The organism is Burkholderia sp. MSMB1078WGS (assembly GCF_001528895.1).
GTDB lineage: Bacteria > Pseudomonadota > Gammaproteobacteria > Burkholderiales > Burkholderiaceae > Burkholderia.
The window spans coordinates 148,845-175,247 of sequence record NZ_LPDI01000040.1; the positions used below are offsets into that span (position 1 = coordinate 148,845).

The window sequence follows — 26,403 nt, forward strand, 5'->3', positions numbered from 1 at the left end:
CGCGGAAGGGGAGGAAACCCCGATTTTAGCGCCGAACGGCGGGCGCGCCCGGCGGGACGGTCCGCAAAAATGGGATAATGCGCGCTTCCCGCCCCGCGCCTTTCGATGCGCCGGGCGCCTCGATGTATTCCCCGCCCGCGAGGGCACCAGACGGCGAGACGAATCATGATCTACAGCATGACGGGCTACGCGAGCGCGACGCGCGAACTCGCGACGGCCACCGGCAACGGCGGCACCAGCGTGTCGGTCGAACTGCGCACCGTGAACTCGCGCTTCCTCGATCTCAATTTCCGGATGCCGGACGACGTGCGCGCGTGCGAACCCGCGCTGCGCGAAATGCTGATGAACAAGCTGTCGCGCGGCAAGGTCGACGTGCGCATCAACCTGCAGCGCGGCGAGCAGGGCATCGGCGCGGGCGCGCTGAATCAGTCGGCGCTCGGCCAGCTTGCCGATCTCGAACGCGCGGTGCTCGATTCGTTCCCGGGCGTCGGCCGCCTGCGCGCGGGCGAAATCCTGCGCTGGCCCGGCGTGCTCGCCGAGAGCGGGGTGTCGGCCGACGCGATCCGCGACGCGGTGCTCGCATGCGGCAAGGAAGCGATCGCCGAGCTCGTCGTCGTGCGTTCGCGCGAAGGCGCACAACTGGCGACGATGCTGCTGTCGAACGTCACCGAGATGGAAGCGATCGTCGCGCGCATCACGCCGCTCGTGCCGGAGCTGATCGCGAAGCACCAGCAGAAGATCGTCGAGCGGCTGCAGGAAGCGCTCGGCCTCGCGGCGCCCGAAGGCGGCTCGACGGTCGTCACGCGCGAGGAAGCCGCGGAGCGCATCCGTCAGGAAGTGACGATGTACGGGATCCGGATCGACATCGCGGAAGAGTTGTCGCGGCTCACCGCGCACCTGAACGAAACGCGTCACGTGATCGAGAAGGGCGGCCGCGTCGGCAAGCGTCTCGACTTCATGATGCAGGAACTGAATCGCGAAGCGAACACGCTCGGCTCGAAGGCGGCGGCGAAGGAACTCGCCGACGCGTCGATGGCGCTGAAGCTGCTGATCGAGCAGATGCGCGAGCAAGTGCAAAACCTGGAGTAAAAGCAACATGACCGAATCCCATCGCGACGGCCACGCGTCGCATTCGCTGCACGGCGGCGTCTATCCCGGTAACCTGTTCATGGTCGTCGCACCGTCGGGCGCCGGCAAGTCGACGCTCGTGAATGCGCTGCTGTCGAAGGACAGCGACATCTGCCTGTCGATCTCGTACACGACGCGCAAGCCGCGCCCGGGCGAGCAGGACGGCCAGCACTACCACTTCACGACCGTCGAGGATTTCCGCGCGCGTCACGCGGCGCACGAATTCCTCGAGAGCGCGGAAGTGCACGGCAACTACTACGGCACGTCGCGCGTCTGGATCGAAGAGCAGATGAAGAACGGCCACGACGTGCTGCTCGAAATCGACTGGCAAGGTGCGTTGCAGGTGAAGAAGCAGTTCCGCAACGCGGTCGGCATCTTCATCCTGCCGCCGTCGCTCGATGCCCTCGAGGAGCGCCTGAAGAAGCGCGGCCAGGACGAACCGAACGTGATCACGCGACGCCTGCTGGCCGCCGGCAGCGAGATCGCGCACGCGTCGGAAGCGGAATACGTGGTGATCAACGAGAATTTCGAGCGTGCGCTCGCGGAACTCGAATGCATCGTCGCGGCGACGCGCCTGCGTTTTGCTTCGCAGTACGCGCGACACACGGAGCTGTTCATCGAGCTCGGCATCCATCTGCCCCACGCGGAATGACGCGGGGCACGAGGGACATAAGGTAGAATAAGGACTATATTCAGAAGGAATTACCAACATGGCTCGCATTACCGTCGAAGACTGCCTGAAGCAAATCCCGAATCGCTTCGAACTGGCGCTCGCCGCCACTTATCGCGCGCGGCAACTCGCGCAAGGCCATACGCCGAAAATCGAAAGCCGCGACAAGCCGACCGTCGTCGCGCTGCGCGAAATCGCCGCCGGCCAGGTCGGCGTCGAGATGCTGAAGAAGGTGCCGGTGTAACGCGCATCCGGCCCGTTCCAGCCATGTAGTCCACGCGCGCAACGACTCGACCTGGAGGCGAATATGAGCACCACCCCATCGTCCGCCTCCGCGGATCCGACCACCGAAGCCCCGGCCCAGTCGCCTGCGCGCCAGTACATCGACGCGGTCCTCGAACAGTCCTTCCGGCATCTGTTCGGGCCGACCGCCACGCCCGAGCAGCCGCGCAAGCACGGCGTCGTTTCGATCGCGAAACTGACGGCCGTGCTTGCCGAATATCTCGCTCCGGACGAAATCAAAGAGGTCAAGGCGGCGTTCCACTTCAGCGACGAAGCCCACCTCGGTCAATATCGCCAGAGCGGCGAGCCCTACATCACCCATCCCGTCGCCGTCGCGGAAATCTGCGCCGGCTGGAAGCTCGACGCGCAGGCCGTGATGGCCGCGTTGCTGCACGACGTGATGGAAGACCAGGGCGTGACCAAGAACGAGCTGGCCGAGCGGTTCGGCCCGAAGGTCGCCGAGCTGGTCGACGGCCTGTCGAAGCTCGACAAGATGGAATTCCGCAGCCGCGAGGAAGCGCAGGCGGAAAACTTCCGCAAGATGCTGCTCGCGATGGCGCGCGACGTGCGCGTCATTCTCGTCAAGCTCGCCGATCGCCTGCACAACATGCGCACGCTCGGTGCGGTGCCGATGGAAAAGCGCCGTCGCGTTGCACGCGAAACGCTCGACATCTACGCGCCGATCGCGCACCGGCTCGGGTTGAACAACACGTATCGCGAGCTGCAGGACATGAGCTTCGCGAACTTCAACCCGCATCGCTACGCGACGCTCGAGAAGGCCGTGAAGGCCGCGCGCGGCAACCGCCGCGAAGTGATCAGCAAGATCCTCGAGGCCGCGCAGCGCGCGATGGCCGACGCGAAGATCGACGCCGAGATCACCGGCCGCGAGAAGACCATCTACAGCGTCTACCGCAAGATGCGCGACAAGCAGCTGTCGTTCTCGCAGGTGCTCGACGTGTACGGCTTCCGGGTCGTCGTCGACAGCCCCCTCGACTGCTACACGTGCATCGGCGCGCTGCACGCGCTGTACAAGCCCGTGCCCGGCAAGTTCAAGGATTACATCGCGATCCCGAAGATCAACGGCTATCAGTCGCTGCACACGACGCTCGTCGGCCCGTTCGGTGCGCCGATCGAGTTCCAGGTGCGCACGCGCAAGATGCACGAGATCGCCGAGGCGGGGGTCGCCGCGCACTGGCTGTACAAGAACGGCAGCGCGGATCTCAGCGATGTGCAGAAGCGCGCGCATCAGTGGCTGAAGTCGCTGCTCGACATCCAGAGCGAAGCTGGCGATTCGAGCGAATTCCTCGAGCACGTGAAGATCGACCTGTTCCCCGACGCGGTCTACGTGTTCACGCCGAAGTCGAAGATCATGGCGCTGCCGCGCGGCGCGACGGCGCTCGATTTCGCGTATTCGATCCACAGCGATCTCGGCAACCAGTGCGTGGCCGTGAAGATCAACAACGAGCTGCTCCCGCTGCGCACCGAATTGAAGAGCGGCGACATCGTCGAGGTGATCACCGCGCCGTATTCGAAGCCGAACCCCGCGTGGCTCGGCTTCGTACGTACCGGCAAGGCGCGCTCGGCGATTCGCCACTATCTGAAGACGATGCGCCTGAACGAGTCCGTGCAACTGGGCGAGCGGCTCGTCGACCAGAGCCTGAAGGTCTATGGTCTCTCGCTGGCCGATATCGAGCCGGAAGTGTGGGAGAAGCTCGTGCAGTGGACGGGTAACAAGAGCCGCCAGGAGATCTTCGCGGACATCGGCCTCGGCCGTCGCGTCGCCGCGGTGATGGCCAAGCGCATCGAGGTGCTGATGAGCGGCCGCGACGCGGACGACGATCTCCCGAAGTCCGAGCGGCATCCTGCGCATCACGCGCCGCCGGTCGTGATCACCGGCACCGAAGGGATGTCCGTGCAGTTGTCCGCCTGCTGCCGGCCGATTCCGGGCGACGCGATCATGGGTTACATCGGCATCGGTCTGGGTATGGCGATTCATACGACGGATTGCCGTGTCGCGCAGCGCATCCATCGCCGCGATCCGGGGCGCTGGATCGACGTCGAGTGGGCGCCGCAGCCGGGCCGCCTGTTCGATGTCGCGGTGAAGGCGCTCGTGAAGAACACGAAGGGCATCTTTGCGCGCGTCGCGGCGGACATCACGTCGGCCGACGCGAACATCGTCCATATCGCGATGGACGAGGATCTGACGCACGAATCGACGGTGCTGCGCTTCGTGATCCAGGTCAGCGACCGCGTGCATCTCGCGAACGTGATGCGGCGCGTGAGAACCAATCCGGACGTGATGCGGATCATGCGCGAGCGTTCGACCGACGACGGTGCGCACGCGCGCCATGACGGCGGCATGCGTATCGAGCGCGAGCGGCAGGATTACTGACGCCGACGCGCGGGGGCGGGCGAATTCGACGATCGACGGACGGCGGCCTATGGCCGCCGTTTTCATTGGGGGCTGCCGAACGTGCGGCCGACGTTGCCGGCGCTTTGCCGAGGGTGCCCGGGCCGATGGCGCGAGCGAGGGAAGGCGAGCGCAAAAAGAAAAAGGGCTTTCCCGGAGGAAAGCCCTTTTAAGGTGGCGCGGCTGGCAGGATTCGAACCCACGACCCCTTGGTTCGTAGCCAAGTACTCTATCCAACTGAGCTACAGCCGCACGCAAAACGGTACTGCTTCAACTGTCGGGCCTTCTGCGATGGGAAGGCCCCCAAAAAAGTGGCGCGGCTGGCAGGATTCGAACCCACGACCCCTTGGTTCGTAGCCAAGTACTCTATCCAACTGAGCTACAGCCGCACGCAAAACGGTACTGCTTCAACTGTCGGGCCTTCTGCGATGGGAAGGCCCTCGAAAAAGTGGCGCGGCTGGCAGGATTCGAACCCACGACCCCTTGGTTCGTAGCCAAGTACTCTATCCAACTGAGCTACAGCCGCACGCAGAAGCGGAAGTATAGCAGAGTCGTATAAAAAGGGAAGCCTTATTCGCGAATAAGGCGGCATGGCGTCGGTCGGCCGCCCTTCGTGTACCCTTGGGGATCGGTCATTCACGTTGAATCTGCATCATGAACAAGGCGTTTGTCAAAGAGTCGGACGGTGACGACGACGATCTCGACCAGGCCCAACCCGCGATTCCGGCGGGCGCGAAGAACTACATCACGCCGGCCGGCCACAAGCGGCTGCGCGACGAGCTGCTGAACCTCATCGACGTCGAGCGTCCCGAGGTCGTGCGGCTCGTATCGTGGGCCGCGTCGAACGGCGACCGGTCGGAAAACGGCGACTACATCTACGGCAAGCGGCGGCTTCGGGAGATCGACCGCCGGATCCGCTTCCTGACGAAGCGGCTCGACCTCGCGGAAGTCGTCGACGCGAGCCGGCAGGAGAACGTCGATCAGGTGTTCTTCGGCGCGACGGTCGATTACGAGACGCCGGACGGCGAGGATCACACGGTGACGATCGTCGGGATCGACGAGGTCGATCTCGACCGCGGCTGCGTCAGCTGGATTTCGCCGGTCGCACGCGCGCTGATCAAGGCGAGGATCGGCGATACCGTCACGCTGATGACGCCGGCCGGCCCGCAGCCGATCGATATCCTCGATGTGCGTTACCCGGCCGCGGACAGCCGGACGTGAACCGCATGGTCGGCGCTGCGCCGGGCCGTCCGGCCGTCCGCGAGACCTGCTTCCCTCCCCGAAAAAAAAGCGCCTCGCGAGGCGCTTTTTGTGCCGAAGCCGCTCCGGTCAGAAACGGTGACGCAGGCCGGCGGTTACCGCGATCTGCTTGTTGGTCGACGAAGCGCCGCCGAGACCATTGACATAGGCGCCGAGGCCCAGGCCGTCCGTGCTGACTCGCTGATACACGCCTTGTACATACACGTCGGTTCGCTTGGACAGCGCATAGTCGGTCTGCAGGTTGAATTGATTCCAGCCCGGATGGCGGCCGTCCAGGAAGCCTGCGGTGTACGTGTACGACCCGGCCAGCGACAAGGCCGGCGTGAGCGCGTAGCGTGCGTTGACTTCGTAGTTGTTGAAGCGGGCAAACGTGCCGTCGAGAGCCAGGCCGTTCGACACGCCCGACGCACCCGCAGAGATGCCGAGCGCCCGGTTCACGCGCGATTGCGTGAATACGAAGCCGGCGGTGGCCGGGCCGAACGTGTAGTTCAGGCCGCCGCCGAACACGCGCTGACGCTTGCCGACGAACGTGTTGTCGCCTGCCACCGCGCCGGCGCTGTTGGTCACCGCAGCCGACGTGAGCCCGGAGATGTCATTGTTCAACTGCAGGTAGCCGGCGCCGATATTGAAGCCGGCGTAGGAATACGACACGCCCGCGCTGTATGCGCGATTGTTCGAGAACTGGGTGCTGTTCGAGAAGCCGTACAACGCGCCGAACTTCAGGCCGCCGAAATTGACGCTCGTATATTTGACCGAATTATTGATCCGGAACGAATTGTTCAGGTTGTCGTTGTCGAACGGGTGGGCAAACTGGGTGCCGCCGAATTGCGTGCCGGTCAGCGACAGCGGCCCGATGTAGTCGACGACGCTATCGTATTGGCGACCGAGGGTGACGGAGCCGAACTGGTCTTGCGACAGGCCGACGAACGCCTGGCGGCCGAATTCGCGGCCGTTCTGGCCGAGCGTGCCGTTGGCGATGTTGAAGCCGTTTTCCAGTACGAAGATTGCTTTCAGGCCGCCGCCGAGATCTTCCGTGCCGCGCAGGCCCCAGCGGCTGCCATTGATCTGGCCGCTGCGTTCCGACCATGAGCTGTGCCCGCCCTGATTGTTCGTGTAGGTGATGCCTGCATCGATCAGGCCGTACAGCGTCACGCTGCTTTGAGCATGGGCTGCGGTAACGAACACGCCCGACAACGCGGTGACGATCAGGGTTTTTTTCATGGATATGTCTCCAAACACGATGATGTCGATCGAACCTGCGGCGGACTGGCCGTGTTTTGCTTGACGCTGTAGCCGGTCCGGCAGAACGGCGGTGCGCTTATCAGAAAGCCGTCTGCAGTGTACGGAGTGTGCGGAGCAGGGGTGTCTTACGCTTTAAGAAATAATGTATTTTGGAATCCGCAAAAATCAGAAAAACCGCGCAAACGGTTGCCCAGTAAGGGTTTGCGGCAGTGCAGCGAAGGGAAGTGACGATCAGGACTGCCGAGCGGGCGTTGCGAGATTGCGACAGACGATCAACAGCGGGCGGGAGTCGCGATAGCGCGATTATTGACACATCGGCAATAGAGGTTTGTGTGGGGCATGGATAATGAAAGGTAGTTCTCTCGCTATACTGCAATCTCTGCTTTCCGAAGCAGACTTTTTCGTTGACGGAAAAGATCTCCAAACCTTTGTCGGCGCGACTTCCCAGTCGCGCTTTTTTTTTGTCCCGCTGCCCGGTGCGCTACGGCGTGTACGAGCGGCGCTTGCGTTTGCCCGCAGGCGCGGCGTCTTCTGCTTCGATCGGCGGCGGCGTGTAGGTCCAGTCTTCCATCACGTAGTGACGGGCATCCAGAGGCGATGCGAGCAGGTTCTGCCAGTGATCGCCGTGCCACGTCGTATCGAATTCGGTGTCGCACGGCGCTTCGCGCGCGGACTCGGCCAAGGCGCGGGACTTGCGACGTACGCGCCCGAGCCGGCTCGCGAAGCGCATGATTCCGTCCAACCACATGACCCTCTCCTTCCTTTCGGCGTTGATTCAGGATCGCAACGTCCCCGGATTTCTGCAACCCGGAAAAAACCCGAGGATTTTACCGAATCGATTTGTCCCCGGTAGGAATTTCACGCCCAGCATTAATGATGATCCGGTCCCGGTAATATTGACAGGTTTTTGATGCGCATCAATTAATCAAAGGCGACGGTGTACCGATTCCAGTGGTATTAGCGCCTTTTCGAGAAAGCGATCGCTAAAAATTTTCTTGACGCACCCGGATTGTCCAATTTATAAAGTCAGCACTCCGTCCTCGGGCGGCATGCTGGTACGGGTGCTGGCGCGATGTTTCGGGATTTCGGGAAACGGCTATAAAAATAGCTTTTTTGATCTTATCGAGTGGGGAACGAAGACATGGATACCGGTATCGTGAAATGGTTTAACGATGCTAAAGGTTTTGGCTTTATTACGTCGGACAATGGTGGTGAAGATTTGTTTGCGCACTTTTCCGAAATCCGGATGGAAGGCTTCAAGACGCTGAAGGAAAACCAGCGTGTTTCGTTCGACGTCAAAGTCGGGCCGAAAGGCAAGCAGGCAGCGAATATCCAGGCGGTCTGACGCGCCTCGCATTGCCGATCACGTCCGGCCCCCGCATCGCGGGGGCTTTTTGTTTTCCGGGGACGGAACGAACCGGCCGGGCTGGCCGCGAGTACGCATGCCGGTGCATACTCATGGAAGCATCGTTTCCTTGTCTTTTCATGTCCGATTCCCGTCCGTCCGATCCCGCCAGTGAGCAGCCGCTCGTCTTCGTCGACCTTGAAACCACCGGCGGCTCGTCCGCCGACCACCGGATCACCGAAATCGGCGTGGTCGAAATCGGGCCGCTCGGCGTGTCGACGTGGACGAGCCTCGTCAATCCGGGGCAGGCGATTCCGCCGTTCATCCAGCAACTGACGGGCATCTCGGACGCGATGGTGCGCGATGCGCCGACGTTCGCGTCGCTCGCGCCGGCGCTGTTCGAGCGGCTCGATGGCAAGTTGTTCGTCGCGCACAACGCGAGCTTCGATCGCGGCTTCCTGCGCGCCGAATTCGAGCGTACCGGCCTGGCGTTCAATCCCGACGTGCTCTGTACGGTGCGGCTGTCGCGCGCGCTGTTTCCGCGCGAATCGCGGCACGGGCTCGATGCGTTGATCGAGCGGCATGGGCTCGTTCCGGCCGCGCGCCACCGGGCACTGGCCGATGCCGACCTGCTCTGGCAGTTCTGGCGCCAACTGCACGACATCGTGCCGCTCGAGCGGCTGCGCGACCAGATTGCGCGGACGACACGCCACTTCCGTTTGGGCGGCGACCTGACCGAGGCCTGGCTGGATACCGCGCCGGCAGGGTGTGGCGCGTATGCGCTCTTCGGCGAGCGTGACGAAGCGCTGTATGTCGGCCGCAGCGTGCGCGTACGGCAGCGGCTGCGCGCGCTGTTGACCGGCGAGCGCCGCTCGTCGAAGGAAATGCGGCTGGCGCAGCAGGTGCGCCGCGTCGAATGGCGCGAGACCGGCAACGAGCTGGGGGCGATGCTTGCCGAAGCGCAATGGATCGCCCGCTTGCGCCCGTCGTACAACCGGCGCCCGGCGGTCGACGCCGCTCGCGGGGGCGGTGCGCCCTGGCCGTTCGAGGGGGCTGTCGCGTTCGAGGCGAGCGGCGAGCGTCGCCTGTTTCATGTGATCGACGGCTGGTGCTATCTCGGTTCGGCGGAATCGCTCGATGCAGCCGCGCGGCTGGTGGCCGACGCGGCGGGCGGCGGGTTCGAACCCTTCACTCATCGCCTGCTGCAGACGCATCTCGCGCGCGGCCTGCAAGTGATTCCGCTCATGGCACTGACGCCGGCGCACTGAGCGCCACGGCGCGATCCGCGCCGGCCGCGTCAGCCGATCGCGCTGGCTCCGCCGGCGGCGCACACATGCGACAGCGCGGTATCGAGCGCCTGCGTTTGCGTGGAATCGTAGCGCGTGAGCGTCTTCCAGTTTGCGATGCTGCGCGCGAGCCGCGCCTGGCAGTCGGGCGCATCGCGCAGCGGGGCGACCTGCGCGAGACCGGCGAGCATTTTCTGCGTCAGCCGATCGAGTGCCGGGCGCGTGCTGGTCGCGAGATCCGGCGGCGTGCCTTCCGGCGGCCGCGTCGTGCGCCAGGTCGCGAACAGTGCGTTCTGCACGTCCTTGCTTGCGGTGATCTGATCCTCGAAGAACGTGCGGGCGAATGCGGGATCGACGCCGGCCTGGACGGCGCGTTTTTCGACTGCGGTGAGCAATGCCGCTTCGCGCGGCCGGTCCTCGATGGCCTTGTGATTCGCCCATTTCCATCGCGCGACCGGTTCGGCGAGCGCGAGGCGCTGCGACGCGAGCGCCACGACGTTGGTGAGGGCGGTGTCGTCGCCGTCTGCACGGGCGATATGAGGAGACGAAAAGAGGGCGACGCCGAGCACGGCGACAGCGAGGCTGGCACGAATGGCTTGCTTCATCGGAACGATCGGGAGAGCCGGGCGGGCCGGACGTGGAAAACCAGAAGGATAGACGAAGACAGTCGCGCGGCGCAGCGTCGCGACAGGAGAATCAGCCGGCGAGCTGATCCGGCACCGTCAGGCTGTTGCGGCCCGGGTGCGAGGCGAATTGCGCGCGAAGCGCACGAATGAACCGCACGATAACGATGATCGACACGTGGCGGTTACAGAACCGAACTGACGTTCACTTCGGCGCGTACAGCTTGTGCTGCTCGTCGAAGAATGCCCGAACGTGCTCGGGCAATTCGGCGAGAAATTCCACGCCGACGGGTTCCGGATCCGGGCTCATCACTTGCTCGGGCGGGGGCATGCGAGTTGGTCTTTCGTCCATGATCGTTTCTCCAGCAGGTGCAATGATTATCAACCTCGCGCTCGGATTTATGCCAGCGGCGAATCGTTAGATTTTGTCTCTGTTGTATTAACGGCACATGCGCTCAGACGCGCAGTGCGATGCCCGGTATTGCACGCTGCACAATCGGCAACAATCGGACTGCTTGTTATACTTGCGCGCACTTTTTTCTGGACCGCGATGAGACGAACGACGCGATGGATCGGCCTCGTATGGCTGGCGCTGGTACTGAACGTACTGTCGCCCGTCGTCGGCTACGCGCGTCTCGCGTCGAGCGGCTCCGGCGGCGCGCTCACGCTCGAGTTGTGCAGTGCAGCGGGCGCCCGTCAGGTCGTGCTCGCGCAAGCGGGCGACGAGCGCGACACGTCGTCGTTCGACCATGCCGGCGTCCCGCATTGCGTGTACTGCCCCGGCTTCGCGGCGAACGTCGCGCTGGGTACGAGCCTGCCCGCGATGCCGGGCTTCGTGTGCACGTTCGCGTATCGGATAGCCGCGCCGATCGTTGCCGATGTGCGCCGCAAGGGCATCCGTCTCGCGCAGCCGCGCGCCCCGCCTGAAAACGTTCCGGTCTGATTGATGTCGTCCGCGCGCCCCGGTGGCGCGCGAGCCGCCCGCGGCCCTGGTCCGCGCGTCGCGCCGTTCGTGCGCGGCTCGCGCGCTCGTGTCCGGCGGCGTCCGATCACGTTTTCAGGAACTCACTCATGTCGTCTACTCTTGCCGCGCGACCGTCGCGCGGCCGGCTCGCGCTTGCATGCGCGGCCGCTTTCGCATGGCCGGCCGCTCACGCGGCTTCGATGGACGATGGACGCGCCGAAGCCGCCCGCAGCGGTGGCGTCGGCCGTCCCGCCACCGCCGCATCGGCTGCCGCTGGCGTCGCTGCGTCGGCCGCACCGGCCGGCGATACGCTGACCGCCGTCAGCGTGACCGCGCAACGGCAACCGGTCGACCCGGATACGCCGGCCGTCGTCACGTCGATCACGCGCGAGCAGATCGATGCGCACACCAACGTCACCACCGAGGACGCGCTGAAGTACGCGCCGAACCTGATGGTTCGCAAGCGCTACATCGGCGACCGCAACAGCATATTCGCGGGCCGCGACTTCAACGAATTGCAGAGCGCGCGCGGGCTCGTCTATGCCGACGGCGTGCTGCTGTCGAACCTGCTCGGGTCGAGCTATGCGTATCCGCCGCGCTGGTCGCTGATTCCGCTCGACGACATCGCGCGCGTCGACGTGCTCTATGGCCCTTTTTCCGCGCTGTATCCGGGCAATGCGATCGGCTCGACCGTGCTGCTCACCACGCGCCGCCCGGAACGGCTCGAGGCGTCGCTGTCGACGCAGTTCTTTACGCAGCGCTACCACGACGGCTACGGGTTCGCGGACAGCTTCGGCGGCAATCATCAGACCGCGCGAATCGCGAACCGCGTCGGCCGGTTCTGGTTCGCGCTGTCGCTCGACCGGCTGGAGAACGACGGACAGCCGATGCAGTATGCGAGCCCCAATTCGGCCTACAACCCGAAACTGGGTGCCGCCGTGCCCGTGACGGGCGCCGCGACCGACATCGGACCCAACGGCAAGCCGCGGACGATCGTCGGCGCACAGACGATCGAGCGGACCGAGCAGCTCAACGAGACGGTCCGGATGGGCTATGCGTTCACCGATCATGTCGATGCGACGCTGACGCTCGGGCATTGGGAGAACCATTATCGGCAGCACGGCGAGACCTTCCTGCGCGATGCGGCCGGCCATCCGGTCTACGGCGGCAACGTGTCGATCGGCGACCGGAACATGACCGTCGCGCCGAACGCCTTCGCGCCGCAGCGTGGCGACCAGGAGAACTGGCTGTATGCGCTCGGGCTGAACGGCCGGCTCGATTCCGGCTGGCGGCTGTCGGGCGTCGTGTCGGCGTACGACGTCTCGCGCGATGTGCTGCGCGCGGCCTCGACCGTGCAGGGCGGCGCGGGCACGCTGTTCCAGGGCGACGGCACCGGCTGGCGCACGCTCGACCTGAAGGCGGAGGCGCCCGAAGTGAGGGGGCATGCGTTCACGTTCGGCTATCACTACGACAACTACTTCCTGCGCAACGTCACGTACAACACGGCTGACTGGCTGGCCGGGCCGACCACGTCGCTCGCGAGCGTCTATCGCGGCGACACGCGCACGCAGGCGCTGTTCGGGCAGGACACGTGGCGTTTCGCGCCGGGCTGGTTAGCGACGCTCGGGCTGCGCTACGAGCGCTGGGATGCGTACGGCGGCGCGCTCGGCAACGCGAACGGCACGCTCGGCTATGCGGACCGCAGCGCGAATGCGCTGTCGCCGAAAGTCGCGCTGCAGTGGGATGCGACCGAGGTCTGGCGTTTCCGGCTGTCGTTCGCGACCGGCACGCGATTCCCGACGGTCGGCGAACTGTTCCAGGGCACGATTTCGAACAACGCGATCGTCAACAACAACCCGAACCTGCGGCCGGAAAAGGCGATCGACTGGGATTTCACCGCCGAGCGCGACGTGGGCGTCGGCGTCGTGCGTGCCAGCGTGTTCCAGAGCGACCTGCGCGATTCGATCTACAGCCAGACGACGGTGTCGGGCGCGACGACCGTCACGAACATCTCGAACGTCGACCGCGTACGCGTACGCGGTGTCGAACTCGCGTTCAGCGGCGAGAACGTCGGGCTGCACGGGTTCAACGTCGATGCGAACGTATCGGCGAGCAACGCGCAGATTCTCGCCGATGCCGCGAACCCGGCCTACGTCGGTTCGCGTTTCCCGCGCATTCCGCGCATGCGCGCGAACCTGCTCGCGTCGTATCGCTTCGACGAGCACTGGCTCGCGAGCGTCGGCGTGCGCTATTCGGGACGCCAGTTCAACACGCTCGACAACAGCGACGTGAATCCGGACGTCTACGGCGGGACGAGTTCGTTCACGGTCGTCGATCTGAAGGCGCGCTACCGCTTCGATCGTCACTGGAGCGCGTCGGCCGGCATCGACAACCTGACGGACCGCCGCTACTACACGTTCCACCCGTATCCGGGCCGCACTTTCTATGGAGAACTGAAATGGTCGCTGTGAAATCGTTCGCGGCAGACCGTGCGCCGTGGTTGGCGGCGCTGTCACCCGCCGGCGCGCACGGTGGGCCGAGGCCGCCGATCCGGTCGCCGCGCATATGAGCATGCAGGCCGCCCCGCGCAGGAAGCAGCCGCTCGCGACCGGCGCCGCGTTCGACGCGCGGTGCCCGCTTTGGGTCGCCTGGGTAGACGGTGCTCATGTCGTCGACCCACGCGACGATGCGGGCCGCACGCTGTCCGCGCCCGTCACCGTCTACACGGTGCCGGAGCGGATCTACACGCGCGCCGACAATCGCCCGAAGCACGCGACGAGCCCGGACCGGCGTGCGGTATACGTATCGTGGTCGATGCCGCCCGATGCGGGATGAAGAGGGGATGCCGCGCACCGTATCGATCGGGCGCGAAGGTGTGCGCGAAGGGGATTGCTGGCGGCCGGCGTGCTCGATGGTTGGCGGCAGCAAACGCAACGCTGACGGAGCCGGCCGCGCGCCGGCCCGATGCGAAAACGCGTCCGAAGGCGCGTGGGGAGAGAAACGTCAGGCCGCTCGCCTGAATAGCCGGATCACGAACAGCAGGATCACCGCGCCGATGACCGCGACGATCACCGAGCCGATGAAGCCGCTGCCGATGCTGATGCCGAGCAGTCCGGCAAGCCACCCGCCGATGACCGCGCCGACGATGCCGACGATGATGTCGACGATCAGCCCGAAGCCGCCGCCCTTCACGAGCAAGCCGGCAAGCCAGCCGGCGATCGCGCCGATGATGAGCCACATAATCAAGCCATGAGTCATGGTGGTCCTCTCCTTGGGGTTGAGTCGAAATGACCGCGCGTCGGCTGCCGCATGCCGAAAAACTGATTGAAAGCGGCTGCGACCGCCGCGCCGCCCACGCAATGTAACGCGATAGACGGGTCAGGATCGTTAAGTAATGTTATGCATCCTTAAGCAGATTTGCCAAGGGGATTTGTCTGCGTAGGGCACGATTCGTGCGCCCACGTTTGGCGAAATGGATTTGTAAGAATTGGCCGCCGCTGGAGTCCGTCGGCTGCGTCGCAATCAGTCGCGCGACCGTCGCGCATCGCCGCTCGCCTCGATCGAAAGCAGTGCAAAACGGGCGAGGCGGCACGACTCGTCGCTTCGCCGATCCGGGGCATCGTGTGGCGCGGATCGGCGTAGGGCGGTCATATCCGATGTCCGTCATCGTTCGGAATCCTGAAGAATGGGCTTCGGTCGCGGTGTGCGGTGGAGCGGGGGATCGACCGTTGCGGCCATGTCGTCGGTGCGTGCGTCGCGTCCGAGATGGACGGTGCCGTTGCGTGCGCCGTCGAGGTCGGCCAGTTGGCCATCGTCGCCATGGCCGCCGCGCAGGCCGTGACGCTGCGCACCGCGAGGGGCGATGCGATCGCTGGTGGCCGTCGCGTGCGTGGAAACGTCGTGCCGATGCGTCAGCGAGGTTGCGTGGAGAACGGCTGACGCGACGATCGGCAACGAGCAAGGCTACGTGCGCGGTTGCCGAACGCGCATGTGATCGCGCGCGGCGTAAGCGGCGATCGGACGGGGCGTCGTCGAACGACTTCAGGATTTCGGCGCCGGAAAAGAGAAAAGGTCTGACAAGCGATGCTTGTCAGACCTTTATGTCTTGGTGCCGGAGATAGGAGTCGAACCTACGACCTTCGCATTACGAATGCGCTGCTCTACCAACTGAGCTACACCGGCAGCAGAGAAATGAAATTATATGGTGAAATCCGCGATCTTGGCAATAGGTTTTGCGAAATTTTTTCAGCTTGCTGCGGCTGCTTCGCGAAACCCTCGATCCGGCGGACTTTCCGCTTTCACTTCACTGCGACGCGACCCGTTAGGGCCACATCGCGAAGGCGCGATTGTACTGATGTCTCGCGCCTCCGTCCAGTGCTGCAGTGCAATTATTTTGCTTCGTCGTGATAGCCGGTCACGCGCTCGACTTCGTTCTTCGAGCCGAGGAACACGGGCACGCGCTGGTGCAGGCCGGTCGGCTGCACTTCCATGATGCGCTGCGTGCCGGTCGTCGCGGCGCCGCCCGCCTGTTCGACGATGAACGACATCGGGTTCGCTTCGTACATCAGGCGCAGCTTGCCCGGACGATCGGGCGTGCGCTTGTCGGCCGGATACATGAAGATGCCGCCGCGATTCAGGATCCGGTGCACGTCGGCCACCATCGACGCGATCCAGCGCATGTTGAAGTTGTCGCCGCGCGGGCCGTCCTTGCCGGCGTTCAGTTCGTCGACGTAGCGCTTGACCGGGTCGTACCAGTGGCGGGCGTTCGACGCGTTGATCGCGTATTCGCGCGTATCGGCCGGGATCTGCATGTTGCTCTGCGTGAGCACCCACGAGCCGACTTCGCGATCGAGCGTGAAGCAGTTCACGCCGTTGCCGGTCGTCAGCACGAACACCGTCTGCGGGCCGTAGACGGCGTAGCCGGCCGCGACCTGCTGCGTGCCGGGCTGCAGGAACGATTCTTCGGTCGCCTGCTTGCCGTCCGGGCAGCGCAGCACCGAGAAGATCGTGCCGATCGACACGTTCACGTCGATGTTCGACGAGCCGTCGAGCGGATCGAACACGAGCAGGTATTCGCCGCGCGGGTAGTTCGCCGGGATCGGGAAGAACGTTTCCATTTCTTCCGACGCCATCGCGGCGAGGTTGCCGCCCCATTCGTTCGCGTCGAGCAGGATTTCGTTCGACAGGATGTCGAGCTTCTTCTGCACTTCGCCCTGGACGTTCTCGCTGCCGGCGGTGCCGAGCGCCTCGCCGAGCGCGCCCTTCGATACGTTGTAGCTGATCGCCTTGCACGCGCGGGCGACGACTTCGATCAGCAGGCGCAGGTCGGCGGGGAGGTTGTTGGTCTCACGTTGCTGTTCGATCAGGAACTTCGACAGCGTGGTGCGGCGGGCAATGGACATGACAGACTCCGAAAGGCCAAAGAATCCTTGAATGGCCGCAATTTTACCCGTCGCGCTTCCGATGCCGCCGGCTTTTTTCGTCCGGTTACATGGCCGGGCCGCCGAATCGGGCCGGGGTCGGCCGGCGATGACGGCGGGGCGCGCATCGCGACGCAGGGACGCCGCGCGGTCCGACCCCGCGCGTGCGTCTGCTTTCAGGACGGGTCACGCGCAATAAAAAAGCCGGCGCCGCGTCGGGCGGCGCCGGCTCGATCGCGCGGACGCGACAGCGTCGATCGCCCGACTTACGCGAGCGCTTTCTCGACGATCTCGCGCACGTCACGCGATTTCGCGCCGGCGGCGACCTGTTCGAGCGCTTCGTGCATCCGGTCGCGCAGCGTCGGCGTGAAGCGGCGCCACAGTTCGAGCGAGCGCGCGAGGCGTGCCGCGACCTGCGGGTTGATCGCGTCGAGCGCGAGCACCTGTTCGGCCCAGAACGCGTAGCCCGAACCGTCCGCCGCGTGGAATTGCGCGGGGTTGGCCGCGCAGAAGCTGAAGATCAGCGAGCGCGCACGGTTCGGATTCTTCAGGTTGAACGCGGGGTGCGCGAGCAGCTTGCGCACCTTCGCGAGCGTCGGCTGCGCGGGCGTGCCGCGTTGCGCCGCCTGCATCGCGAACCACTTGTCGATCACGAGCGCCTCCTTCTCGAAGCGACGGTAGAAGTCGTCGAGCGCGTGCTCGGCCGGCCCGTTCGCGCCCGCGGCGGCCGCGGACAGCAGCGCGCCGAGCGCAGCCGCGCGATCGGTCATGTTGTTCGCCGCGTCGTACTGGGCCGTGGCGAGGCGCACGGCATCGGCCGGATCGTCGAGTTCGGCGAGATACGCGAGCGCGAGGTTCTTCAGCGCGCGGCGGCCCGAGGCTTCCGGCGTCGGCTCATAGGCGCCGGGCGTCTGGTGCCGTTCGTATGCGGCGAGCCAGTCGGCGCGCAGCGCGCTCGCGAGCTGGCGGCGCACGAACTGGCGCGCGCGATGCACGGCGGCCGGGTCGGCCTCGGCCATCTGGTCGGCGAGATAGGTCTCCGACGGCAGCGTCAGCGCGAGTTCGCGGAATGCCGGCGACAGGCTTTCATCGGTCAGCACGCGACGGAACGCGGCGACGAAATTCTCGCCGAGCGCGAGCGGCGCATCGGCGGCGGCACGTGCGGCGAGCGTCAGCAGCGCGCGTGTCGCGAGGCGCTGGCCGGCCTCCCAGCGGTTGAACGGATCGCTGTCGTGCGCGAGCAGGAACGCGAGATCGTCGTCGCTGTAGTCGTACTCGACGATCACCGGCGACGAGAAGTTGCGCAGCAGCGACGGCAGCGGCGCTTCCGGCACGTCGACGAACGTGAAGGTCTGCTCGGTATCGGTGAACTCGAGCACGCGCGTCGTGCCCGATGCGGCGGCTTCGCCGTCCAGACGCAGCGGCAGGTCGCGGCCGTCGCGGCCGATCAGGCCGATCGCGAACGGGATCAGCAGCGGCCCCTGCTGCGTTTCGCGCGCGGCCGGCGACGCGTCGCCGTAGCCTTGCGCGAGGGTGATCGTATAGCGGCGCGCGGCCGCGTCGTACGCGGTGCGCACCGACACGCGCGGCGTGCCGGCCTGGCTGTACCAGCGCTCGAATTGCGCGAGGTCGCGCCCGTTCGCGTCGGCCATCGCGTGACGGAAGTCGTCGCAGGTCACCGCGTGGCCGTCGTGGCGCTTGAAGTAGAGATCCATCCCCTTGCGGAAGCCGTCGCGGCCGAACAGCGTCTGGTACATCCGCACGACTTCCGAGCCTTTCTCGTAGACCGTCATCGTGTAGAAGTTGTTGATCTCGACGTAGCTCTCCGGGCGCACCGGGTGCGCCATCGGGCCGGCATCCTCGGCGAACTGGAGTTGGCGCAGCACGCGCACGTCCTCGATGCGCTTCACCGCGCGGGCCGCCGATTCGACGTCGTCGCCCGCGGCCATGTCGGCCGAGAATTCCTGGTCGCGGAACACCGTCAGGCCTTCCTTCAGGCTCAACTGGAACCAGTCGCGGCAGGTCACGCGGTTGCCGGTCCAGTTGTGGAAGTACTCGTGGCCGACCACCGACTCGATGTTCGCGAAATCGGTGTCGGTCGCGGTCTCGGGGTTCGCCAGCACGTACTTCGTGTTGAAGATGTTGAGCCCCTTGTTTTCCATCGCGCCCATGTTGAAATCGCCGACCGCGACGATCATGAAGCGGTCGAGATCGAGCTCGAGACCGAAGCGCTTTTCGTCCCAGCGGATCGAGTGGATCAGCGAATCCATCGCGTGGCGCGTCTTGTCGAGATCGGCCGGTTCGACCCACACCTGCAGCAGCTTTTCCTTGCCGGAGCCGGTCGTGATCGTTTCCTCGATCGCGACGAGCTTGCCCGCGACCAGCGCGAACAGGTAGCTCGGCTTGCGGAACGGGTCTTCCCATTTCGCGAAGTGGCGGCCGTCGGGCAGGTCGCCCGAATCGACGAGGTTGCCGTTCGACAGCAGCACCGGGTACGCGGCCTTGTCGGCACGCAGCGTGACGGTGTACGACGCCATCACGTCGGGGCGGTCGAGGAAGTAGGTGATGCGGCGAAAGCCTTCGGCTTCGCACTGCGTGAAGAAGTTGCCGCTCGACACGTAGAGGCCCGACAGCGTCGTATTCTGATCGGGGGCGCACGCGCTTTCGAGCGTCAGCTCGAACGCCTCGGGCACGTTCTCGACCGTCAGGCCGTGTTCGTGCGCGCGCACCGCGCCGTGCGGCGCGCCATCCAGCCGCGCGCCGAGGAATTCGAGCGCCTCGCCCATCAGTTCCAGGTGGGGCGCGGGCGCGGCGTCCGGATTGCGGCGCACGCGCATCGTATTCCTGACGATCGTGCGGGCCGGCGCGAGATCGAATTCGAGTGCAACGGCATCGATGAGGAAGGCCGGCGGCGTGTAGTCGGCGCGGCGGATCACGGTGGAGGAGGCGTTGTCGGACATGGTCGTCGAGATCGGTGGAGTGGGGATCGGGCCCGCGGCGCGGGCCGGGCGAACCGGGCCATTGTACAAAGGCTTGCCGCCGCGTGCCGCTGCGAACTTTTTACCGCTTCCGGGAGTCCGCGTATTATCGGCATCCCGTGCGCTTCGCGTGGTGCGACGAACGGGTGACGGATCGACGAGGATCGACATGAAACGCGAATGGATACAACGCGGTGCGGGCTGGGTTGCGGTGCTGTGCGTGGCGCTGCTGGCGGGCTGCACGAGCTACGTGACGACGCAGGTCACGGCCTTCTCCGACTGGAGCGGCAGCGACGCGACACGCACTTACGCCTTCACGCGCACCGACGCGCAGAAGCACAGCATCGAGCAGTCGACCTACGAGCCGATCGTCGCGAACGAATTGTCTGTGTACGCGTTCCGCCAGGTGCCGGCCGCGCAGGCGCGCTATCTGGTCGGCCTGACGTACGGCGTCGGCAGCGATCTGGTGACGGTGCCGCAGCCGGTCTACTACGACCCGTGGTTCATGGGGCCGGGGCCGTACTGGCGGGGCGGGCCGTGGGGCCCGTGGGGGCCATGGGGCGGGATGCCGGCCGGCTATGTCGCGCAGACCTACCAGGTGTTCGATTACACGCTCGGCATCCGGATCACCGAGCGCGCGACCGGCAAGGAGGTCTACAACGTGACCGCGCGCACCACCGGCGACAACGGCGCGCTGCTGTACGCGATGCCGTTCCTCGCGCGCAGCGCGCTCGCCGATTTCCCGTTGTCGAACGGCGCGATCCGCACCGTGCGGCTGCCGGTCGACAAGCGCGGCGGGCCGGCCGCGCCGGCCGCCAACGAGCGCGCGGTGCCGGCGGCCCCGGCGTCGGGCGCGGCGGTCGCGAAGTAACGCGATCGCGGTACGGGCGCGGCCGCGCGGCCGCGCGGCCGCGCCGCTCGCTCGCCTGCATCGAGCGGGCGTCAAACCTGCGTCAAACCTGCGTCAAACCCCGATACCCAGCAGCGCCAGCACGCCGAGCACGACGAACAGCACGGCCGCGATGCCGTGCACGAGCTTCGTCGGCAGACGGTGCGCGAAGCGGTCGCCGAGCAGGATCGCCGGCACGTTCGCGAGCATCATTCCGAACGTCGTGCCGGCCACGACGCCGATGTAATCCTGGAAGCGCGCCGCCAGCGCAACGGTCGCGATCTGCGTCTTGTCGCCCATTTCGGCGAGGAAGAACGCGACGAGCGTCGCGCCGAACACGCCGAGCCGCGAGCGGGTCGCATTGGCTTCGTCCTCGTCTAGCTTGTCCGGCACGAGAATCCACAGCCCCATTGCGATGAACGAGAACGCGAGCGCCCAACGCATGATCGACGGCGTGACAAGTACGCCCAGCCATTCGCCGAGCGCACCGGCGAACCCGTGATTCACGAGCGTCGCGACGAGCACGCCGAGAATGATCGGCATCGGCTTGCGATAGCGCGCAGCCAGGACGAGGGAAAGCAGTTGGGTCTTGTCGCCGATTTCAGCGAGGGCGACGGCGCCGGTGGAGATCAGGAAGGCTTGAGACACGAATGGGGTTCCACGGGCCGTTGTTGTGCGTGCGAGCGACGATCCACCGCGCGCCGGGCCCTGATGCGGCGCGCTGTGAACCATCGGTCTCGCCAGGCCAACGTGGCTGCGCCCGCCATGGCCGAACGGCCAAGTCTGTTGACGGACGCCTCCGTCACGATGCGCGCCGGTGGCGCGGGACATCGAGCGGAGCGGCTACTCCCCAATGAGCGGCGAATTCTAGCACGGCGCATTGCACGCGGGAAAGCGGTCCGGCCGCCGTGCATTCGATCGCCGGCATGCACGGCGGCGAAGCTGCCGCGCTGCCGGAACGGCGTGCCCGCCGGGCGTTACGCGGCGGTGGGGCGGCGAGCGGCGCCGCGCTCGTGCACGAGTTCGCCGGCCGCATAGGTGCGGTACACCGCGCGGTCGTCGCCGAGCAGCGCGAACGCGAACAGCAGTTCCTCGAGCGAATCCGCGCGCTTCGTGCGGCGCGCGAGCAGCGGCGTCGCCTGCGGGTCGAGCACGACGAAATCGGCTTCGGTGCGCGGCTGGAGCGTGCCGACCGTGTCCGTGAGGTCGAGCGCCTGCGCAGCGCCGGCCGTCGCGAGCCAGAACATCCGCGTGGCGGTCAGATGATGGCCCGACAGCCGCGCGACCTTGTGCGCCTCGTTCATCGTCTGCAGCATCGAGAACGACGTGCCGCCGCCGACGTCGGTCGCGAGCGTGACGGGCACGTCGTATTCGCCGGCCTTGTCGAAATCGAACAGCCCGCTGCCGAGGAAGAAATTCGACGTCGGGCAATGCGCGACGACGGTGCGCGTCTCGGCCATCCGGCGGCGATCCTCGTCGTCGAGGTGGATGCAGTGGCCGTACACCGCGCGCGGACGCAGCAGCCCGTAGCGGTCGTAGATGTCGAGATAGCTGCGGTGGCCGGGGAACAGCTCGGCCACCCATTTCACCTCGTCGACGTTTTCCGCGACGTGGCTTTGCACGAACACGTCCGGATGGCGGCGCGCGAGTTCGCTGCACGCCTCGAGCTGCGCCTCGGTCGACGTCGGCGCGAAGCGCGGCGTGAGCGCGTACATCTGGCGCCCCTTGCCGTGCCAGCGGTCGATCAGCTCGGCGCTGTCGTCATAGCCAGATTGCGCGGTGTCGCGCAGGAATTCGGGGCAGTTGCGGTCCATCAGCACCTTGCCCGCGATCATCCGCAGGTCGCGTGCGTCGCTCGCCGCGAACAGCGCATCGGCCGACTGCTTGTGCACCGTGCAGTAGACGAGCGCGCTCGTCGTGCCGCACGCGAGCAGTTCGTCGACGAAGAACTCGGCGACTTCGCGCGCATGCTCGGGGTCGCCGAACTGGCGCTCGGTCGGGAACGTGTACTTGTCGAGCCACGGCAACAGGCCCGGGGCCGGCGACGCGATCATGTCCGTCTGCGGATAGTGGATGTGCGTGTCGATGAAGCCGGGCACGATCAGCTTGTCGCGCAGGTCGTGGACCACCGCGTCGCGCGCAAGCGTCGCGGCGAGCCGTGCATACGGGCCGGCCGCGACGACCTTGCCGGCGTCGACGATCAGGAGCCCGTCGGTCTCGTAGTTCGCGGCCTGGCTCGATTGCGCCGGGTCGCCGTTGAAGGTCAGCAGTTGGGAACGGAAAGCGGTTTGCGTCATGACGAAAGGTCCTGCATCAAGGTAAGGCGAACGGAAGAAGGCGATCGACGCCGCGTGGCGGCGGGACGGTGCTTCGCGAGCGGCGGCGGCACGCGACGTGCGGCACGGCCGGGGCAACGGCGCGGGTGAACGTGGCGGCCGGGGCCGCCAACGAGTGGTTGCCCGCGCACCTCGCGGCCGTTGCGTCCGCAACCGGTGCGCCCGCATCCGGTACGACGGCGAACGGCACGGCAAGCCGCGACGGCCGGTGCAAGCAGGCGACGACGCGCTGCACGGTCGCTCCGCCTGTACGCAGCCGGCCGGCCCGGCGCCAGGCCGAACCGGTGATCGCGAAGCGAATGTCGTTGCCGTGTTTCATCCGTCTAGCGTTCCTCGATGCGGGTCGTCACGCGGCCTTCCAGTAAGCGTCGAGGCGCGCGTACAGTGCGTCGCGCTGCGCCGGCTCGATGAACGACGCCTCGAAGCCGTTGCGGATCACCGCATGGACTTCGGCGTCCGTGAGTTGCAACCCTTCGGCCGTCGCGAAGTAGTTTTCGTTGACGTAGCCGCCGAAATAGGCCGGATCGTCGGAATTGATCGTCACCGCCACGCCACGGTCGAGCAGGGCCTTCAGCGTATGCTTCGCCATGTCGTCGAACACGCACAGCTTCAGGTTCGACAGCGGGCAGACGGTGAGCGCCGTGCGCGTCTTCGCGAGGCGTTCGACGAGCGCCGCATCTTCGATGCTGCGCACGCCATGGTCGATCCGGTCGACCTTCAGCACGTCGAGTGCTTCGTAGATATACGCGGGCGGACCTTCCTCGCCCGCGTGCGCGACGAGCTTCAGCCCGAGCGCGCGCGCCTTCTCGAACACACGTGCGAACTTCGTCGGCGGATGGCCGAGCTCCGACGAATCGAGGCCCACGCCGATCAGGCGATGACGATAGCGTTCGAACAGCGGCAATGCGGATTCGAACGTCGCGAGCGCATCTTCTTCGGACAGGTGGCGCAGGAAGCACAGGATCAGTTTGCTCGACAGCCCGCGTCGTTCGGCATCGGTGAGTGCGCGCTCGATGCCCGCGACGACCGTCTCGATCGGCACGCCACGCTCGGTGTGCGTCTGCGGGTCGAAGAACAGTTCGGTGTGGACGACGTTGTCGGCGAGCGCGCGTTCGCAGTACGCGGCCGTCATGTCGTAGAAATCCTGCTCGGTGAGCAGCACGCTCGCGCCGGCGTAGTAGATGTCGAGGAACGATTGCAGGTCGGTGAACGCGTATGCGGCGCGCAGCGCATCGATCGAATCGTACGCGAGCTTCACGCCGTTGCGCTGCGCGAGCGCGAAGATCAGCTCGGGCTCGAGCGAGCCTTCGATATGGATATGCAGCTCCGCTTTCGGTGCGCGGGCAATCTTGTCCTTGAATGTCGGGGTCATGGCGTCGTTCTTGGTCGGTCAGTAGGATGGGGAAGCCTGCGCGGACGCATTCGCTTCGACGGCCTGCAGCAACTGCGCGGCCACCGAGATCGCGATCACTTCGGGCGCCTTGTCGACGATGCCTTCGACGCCGATCGGGCAGCGCATCCGCGCGAGCTGGGCCGGGTCGATGCCGATCGCGGCGAGGCGATGATCGAACTGCGCGCGTTTCGTGTGCGAGCCGGTCATCCCGAAGTATGCATAGTCGCCGCGTCGCAGGATGCGCTCGGCCAGCGCGAAATCGAGTGCGTGGTCGTGCGTCATCACGACGAAGTAGGACTGCGGCGGCGCTGCATCGACCGCGTCCGCCGGGGAAGCGGCCGCGTCGATCGCGAGGTTGCCGATGCCGGCGAGCGCGTCGGCCGGCGGGAATACCGCATCGGGCCGGTCGATCCAGCGCACGTGGCACGGCAGCGTCGCCAGCACCTTCACGAGCGCGGTGCCGATGTGCCCGGCGCCGAACAGCATGACGGGGAACGCGTACGGGGCGATCGTTTCGGTCATCAGCGATACGCCGCCGGTTTCCCACAGCAGGCAGTCGGCGCGCGCGGCTTCCGATTCGGGCTCGCTCAACAGCGGCGCGCCCGGCGAGGGGCCGAATGATACGCTACGGACGGTCGCGGCGCCGGCCGCGACGCGCTTCGCGAGCGACATGATCCAGCCGAGATCGCCGACGTCGAGCCGCTCGAATGCGAGCACCACGGCGCCGCCGCAGCACTGCCCGAGGCTCGGGCCGAGCGCGAGCCGCTCGAGCCGGCGTGCGTGCGGCACGTGCGCGCCGTCCTTCAGCAGGTGCCGCGCGATCTCGATCGCCTTCCATTCCAGATGACCGCCGCCGATCGTATGGCGTGCCGTGTCGCGCGTGACGAGCATCTTGGTGCCGGCCTCGCGCGGCGCGGAGCCGTCGGTGTGCGCGACCGTCACGAGCACGGCCGCTTCGCCGTGCGCGAGCAGTTGCTGCAGATCGCCGAGCCAGGCTTCCATCAGCACGCTCCGTTCGGGACGACGCGGCACGACACGCGGCGCGGGCTGGCGGGCGCGGCGGCAACGAGGACGGACGGGAGCGGGGCAGCCCGGCTGCACGGCCGATGCGGTGCGGCGGCCGGGGACCGACGGCGTGCGCGAACGGCGCCGCCGGACGCGCGGACGCCATGAGGGTGACGGATGCGGATGGTTTGCGTTGTCATGATGAATCCAGTCGACATTGCGGATCGGGCGCGCGTTACGCAGGCAGCGGTGAGACCGCCTGGCCTCGCGCACGTAGATCGCCATCCAGTCCCGAAGATAGCACCGCCACGCGGCGGGAACATGGGCGGGCGGTGATCCGGGCTATCAGGCGGCGACCATGTCGATCATAGGCCCGCTGCGCGGGATCGGGGCGCCGAGGCATGCACATCGGGCCGAAACGCCCGCGTGACGGGCGCGAGCGCGGCGATTGCGCGACGCACGCCGGCTCGGCGATCCGGACGGCGGCGGGGTAGGGGTTTACACGCGACGACCGGGCGAGGCCGGCGCAGGCACCCGCCGCGACCGGGTGGCGACTCGCCGGCGCCGCGCGGCCCATTCGGCCGGGCCGCGCAGGCCGTGGGCCGGCAAAACGGCCGGCCGGTCAGCTCGCGAGCTTGCGGCGATGGCGCCAGAGGCTCGCGACGACCGCGATCAGGATCACGGCGAAGCCGATCAGCGCCCAGCCGGGCAGCAGGATGCCGAAGATCGGCGGGTAGACGGTCTCGCACAGCCCGGCGACCTTGAACATGCCGGGGAACCACTGCGCGGGCGGCAGGCTGTCGACGATCGGCTGCAGCGTGTCGAAGCCGCAGCTGAAGCCCGGATTCATCTGGATCGACAGGTGTCGCGCGGCCGTGGCGACGCCGCCGGCCGCGGCGATCGCGATCAGCAGTTCGAGCACCCAGATGCCGCGCCAGTTGCGGATCCCCGCGGCCAGGAACGCGAAGATCCCGATCGCGCAGAAGAAGTAGCGCTGGATGATGCACAGCGGGCACGGGTCTTCGTTCTTCACGTACTGCAGGTACAGCGCGCCGGCCAGCAGGGCGATGCACACCCATCCGAGCAGCATCAGCAGGCGGCGTTCGCGGCGTAGTGCAAGCGTGTAGTCGTTCATGTCGGCGGGGTTCCTCGTCGGTCGGTCCGGAAAACAA

24 protein-coding genes, 4 tRNA genes, 1 pseudogene and 1 riboswitch are annotated in these 26,403 nt (G+C 66.2%); of the genes and pseudogenes, 11 read left to right on the forward strand and 18 right to left on the reverse strand.

The genetic code is table 11. The features are described from left to right. Positions 1-165: 165 nt before the first annotated feature. The 4 genes from WT24_RS11315 to WT24_RS11330 all read left to right on the forward strand — a co-directional run bounded on the left by WT24_RS11315 (position 166) and on the right by WT24_RS11330 (position 4,472). Positions 166-1,089 carry a YicC/YloC family endoribonuclease gene (locus tag WT24_RS11315; protein WP_059499954.1) on the forward strand — a complete coding sequence of 308 codons (924 nt, stop codon included), beginning with the start codon at positions 166-168 and terminating at the stop codon, positions 1,087-1,089. Between the two features lie 7 nt (positions 1,090-1,096). Beyond that, positions 1,097-1,780, forward strand: coding sequence for a guanylate kinase (gmk, locus tag WT24_RS11320; protein ID WP_046545150.1), 684 nt, complete (start codon positions 1,097-1,099; stop codon positions 1,778-1,780). A 58-nt stretch (positions 1,781-1,838) separates the two neighbouring features. Next, positions 1,839-2,042 carry a DNA-directed RNA polymerase subunit omega gene (gene rpoZ, locus WT24_RS11325; RefSeq protein ID WP_006025620.1) on the forward strand — a complete coding sequence of 68 codons (204 nt, stop codon included), beginning with the start codon at positions 1,839-1,841 and terminating at the stop codon, positions 2,040-2,042. 63 nt (positions 2,043-2,105) lie between these two features. Then, positions 2,106-4,472, forward strand: a complete 2,367-nt coding sequence (locus WT24_RS11330) for a bifunctional (p)ppGpp synthetase/guanosine-3',5'-bis(diphosphate) 3'-pyrophosphohydrolase (protein ID WP_059499956.1) — start codon at positions 2,106-2,108, stop codon at positions 4,470-4,472. Between the two features lie 193 nt (positions 4,473-4,665). Here the strand turns inward: WT24_RS11330 and WT24_RS11335 are convergent. From WT24_RS11335 to WT24_RS11345, 3 genes are all read right to left on the reverse strand, one after another. After that, positions 4,666-4,742, reverse strand: a tRNA-Arg gene (locus WT24_RS11335). 60 nt (positions 4,743-4,802) lie between these two features. After that, positions 4,803-4,879, reverse strand: a tRNA-Arg gene (locus WT24_RS11340). A 60-nt stretch (positions 4,880-4,939) separates the two neighbouring features. Then, positions 4,940-5,016 (reverse strand) — tRNA-Arg (locus WT24_RS11345). A 128-nt stretch (positions 5,017-5,144) separates the two neighbouring features. Between WT24_RS11345 and greB the strand changes: the two genes are divergently transcribed. After that, a complete protein-coding gene (gene greB, locus WT24_RS11350) occupies positions 5,145-5,711 on the forward strand; it encodes a transcription elongation factor GreB (RefSeq protein WP_059499957.1) in 567 nt (188 codons plus the stop codon). A gap of 108 nt (positions 5,712-5,819) precedes the next feature. Here greB and WT24_RS11355 read toward each other — a convergent pair whose 3' ends face one another. Both WT24_RS11355 and WT24_RS11360 read right to left on the reverse strand, forming a co-directional pair. Then, on the reverse strand, positions 5,820-6,971 hold the full coding sequence (locus WT24_RS11355; protein WP_059499958.1) for a porin: 1,152 nt from the start codon (positions 6,969-6,971) through the stop codon (positions 5,820-5,822). A 502-nt stretch (positions 6,972-7,473) separates the two neighbouring features. Continuing rightward, positions 7,474-7,740 carry a hypothetical protein gene (locus WT24_RS11360; RefSeq protein ID WP_034206682.1) on the reverse strand — a complete coding sequence of 89 codons (267 nt, stop codon included), beginning with the start codon at positions 7,738-7,740 and terminating at the stop codon, positions 7,474-7,476. Positions 7,741-8,133: 393 nt separating this feature from the next. Between WT24_RS11360 and WT24_RS11365 the strand changes: the two genes are divergently transcribed. Both WT24_RS11365 and WT24_RS11370 read left to right on the forward strand, forming a co-directional pair. Further along, positions 8,134-8,337, forward strand: a complete 204-nt coding sequence (locus tag WT24_RS11365) for a cold-shock protein (RefSeq protein ID WP_059499959.1) — start codon at positions 8,134-8,136, stop codon at positions 8,335-8,337. Positions 8,338-8,477: 140 nt separating this feature from the next. Then, positions 8,478-9,605: an exonuclease domain-containing protein gene (locus WT24_RS11370; RefSeq protein ID WP_060033527.1), complete on the forward strand. Its 1,128-nt coding sequence runs from the start codon at positions 8,478-8,480 to the stop codon at positions 9,603-9,605. Between the two features lie 29 nt (positions 9,606-9,634). Here the strand turns inward: WT24_RS11370 and WT24_RS11375 are convergent, their stop codons facing one another. Both WT24_RS11375 and WT24_RS34865 read right to left on the reverse strand, forming a co-directional pair. Next, positions 9,635-10,228: a chorismate mutase gene (locus tag WT24_RS11375; protein WP_059836830.1), complete on the reverse strand. Its 594-nt coding sequence runs from the start codon at positions 10,226-10,228 to the stop codon at positions 9,635-9,637. Between the two features lie 223 nt (positions 10,229-10,451). Beyond that, a complete protein-coding gene (locus WT24_RS34865; protein WP_006476612.1) occupies positions 10,452-10,598 on the reverse strand; it encodes a hypothetical protein in 147 nt (48 codons plus the stop codon). 198 nt (positions 10,599-10,796) lie between these two features. On the opposite strand from WT24_RS34865, the gene WT24_RS11380 reads away from it, so the two are divergent. The 3 genes and pseudogenes from WT24_RS11380 to WT24_RS11390 all read left to right on the forward strand — a co-directional run. Continuing rightward, a complete protein-coding gene (locus WT24_RS11380; RefSeq protein ID WP_060033530.1) occupies positions 10,797-11,189 on the forward strand; it encodes a DUF2946 domain-containing protein in 393 nt (130 codons plus the stop codon). A gap of 128 nt (positions 11,190-11,317) precedes the next feature. Further along, positions 11,318-13,681 (forward strand): TonB-dependent receptor, encoded by a 2,364-nt coding sequence (locus tag WT24_RS11385; RefSeq protein ID WP_060033533.1) that lies wholly within the window; start codon positions 11,318-11,320, stop codon positions 13,679-13,681. Then, positions 13,669-14,039, forward strand: a pseudogene (locus WT24_RS11390) (exo-alpha-sialidase); the annotation flags it as partial. The gene WT24_RS11385 and the pseudogene WT24_RS11390, both read left to right, overlap by 13 nt. A gap of 174 nt (positions 14,040-14,213) precedes the next feature. Here the strand turns inward: WT24_RS11390 and WT24_RS11395 are convergent. The 5 genes from WT24_RS11395 to pepN all read right to left on the reverse strand — a co-directional run bounded on the left by WT24_RS11395 (position 14,214) and on the right by pepN (position 19,590). Beyond that, the gene (locus WT24_RS11395; protein ID WP_006476609.1) at positions 14,214-14,468 is read right to left on the reverse strand and encodes a GlsB/YeaQ/YmgE family stress response membrane protein; all 255 of its coding nucleotides are present in this window, start codon (positions 14,466-14,468) and stop codon (positions 14,214-14,216) included. A gap of 405 nt (positions 14,469-14,873) precedes the next feature. Beyond that, positions 14,874-15,164 (reverse strand): hypothetical protein, encoded by a 291-nt coding sequence (locus WT24_RS34305; protein WP_156441786.1) that lies wholly within the window; start codon positions 15,162-15,164, stop codon positions 14,874-14,876. Positions 15,165-15,316: 152 nt separating this feature from the next. Next, positions 15,317-15,392: transfer RNA gene (locus WT24_RS11405), tRNA-Thr, on the reverse strand. Positions 15,393-15,598: 206 nt separating this feature from the next. After that, positions 15,599-16,612, reverse strand: coding sequence for a class 1 fructose-bisphosphatase (locus WT24_RS11410; protein ID WP_006485729.1), 1,014 nt, complete (start codon positions 16,610-16,612; stop codon positions 15,599-15,601). Between the two features lie 284 nt (positions 16,613-16,896). Then, complete coding sequence (gene pepN, locus WT24_RS11415) at positions 16,897-19,590, reverse strand: aminopeptidase N (RefSeq protein ID WP_060033540.1); 2,694 nt, start codon at positions 19,588-19,590, stop codon at positions 16,897-16,899. Between the two features lie 187 nt (positions 19,591-19,777). On the opposite strand from pepN, the gene WT24_RS11420 reads away from it, so the two are divergent. Then, entirely contained in the window at positions 19,778-20,479 is a 702-nt protein-coding gene (locus tag WT24_RS11420; protein WP_059499966.1) for a DUF4136 domain-containing protein, read from the forward strand. Between the two features lie 93 nt (positions 20,480-20,572). Here the strand turns inward: WT24_RS11420 and WT24_RS11425 are convergent, their stop codons facing one another. From WT24_RS11425 to WT24_RS11450, 6 genes are all read right to left on the reverse strand, one after another. After that, entirely contained in the window at positions 20,573-21,145 is a 573-nt protein-coding gene (locus tag WT24_RS11425; protein ID WP_059499967.1) for a TMEM165/GDT1 family protein, read from the reverse strand. Positions 21,146-21,223: 78 nt separating this feature from the next. Next, positions 21,224-21,361, reverse strand: a riboswitch (yybP-ykoY riboswitch). A 113-nt stretch (positions 21,362-21,474) separates the two neighbouring features. Then, positions 21,475-22,794: a guanine deaminase gene (gene guaD, locus WT24_RS11430; RefSeq protein ID WP_059499968.1), complete on the reverse strand. Its 1,320-nt coding sequence runs from the start codon at positions 22,792-22,794 to the stop codon at positions 21,475-21,477. Positions 22,795-22,810: 16 nt separating this feature from the next. Beyond that, positions 22,811-23,152: a hypothetical protein gene (locus WT24_RS11435; RefSeq protein WP_257127470.1), complete on the reverse strand. Its 342-nt coding sequence runs from the start codon at positions 23,150-23,152 to the stop codon at positions 22,811-22,813. Positions 23,153-23,179: 27 nt separating this feature from the next. Continuing rightward, entirely contained in the window at positions 23,180-24,205 is a 1,026-nt protein-coding gene (locus WT24_RS11440; protein WP_060033543.1) for an adenosine deaminase, read from the reverse strand. An 18-nt stretch (positions 24,206-24,223) separates the two neighbouring features. Next, positions 24,224-25,228 (reverse strand): xanthine dehydrogenase accessory protein XdhC, encoded by a 1,005-nt coding sequence (gene xdhC, locus WT24_RS11445; RefSeq protein ID WP_059499970.1) that lies wholly within the window; start codon positions 25,226-25,228, stop codon positions 24,224-24,226. A gap of 625 nt (positions 25,229-25,853) precedes the next feature. Continuing rightward, complete coding sequence (locus WT24_RS11450) at positions 25,854-26,366, reverse strand: disulfide bond formation protein B (protein WP_059499971.1); 513 nt, start codon at positions 26,364-26,366, stop codon at positions 25,854-25,856. Positions 26,367-26,403 lie beyond the last annotated feature (37 nt).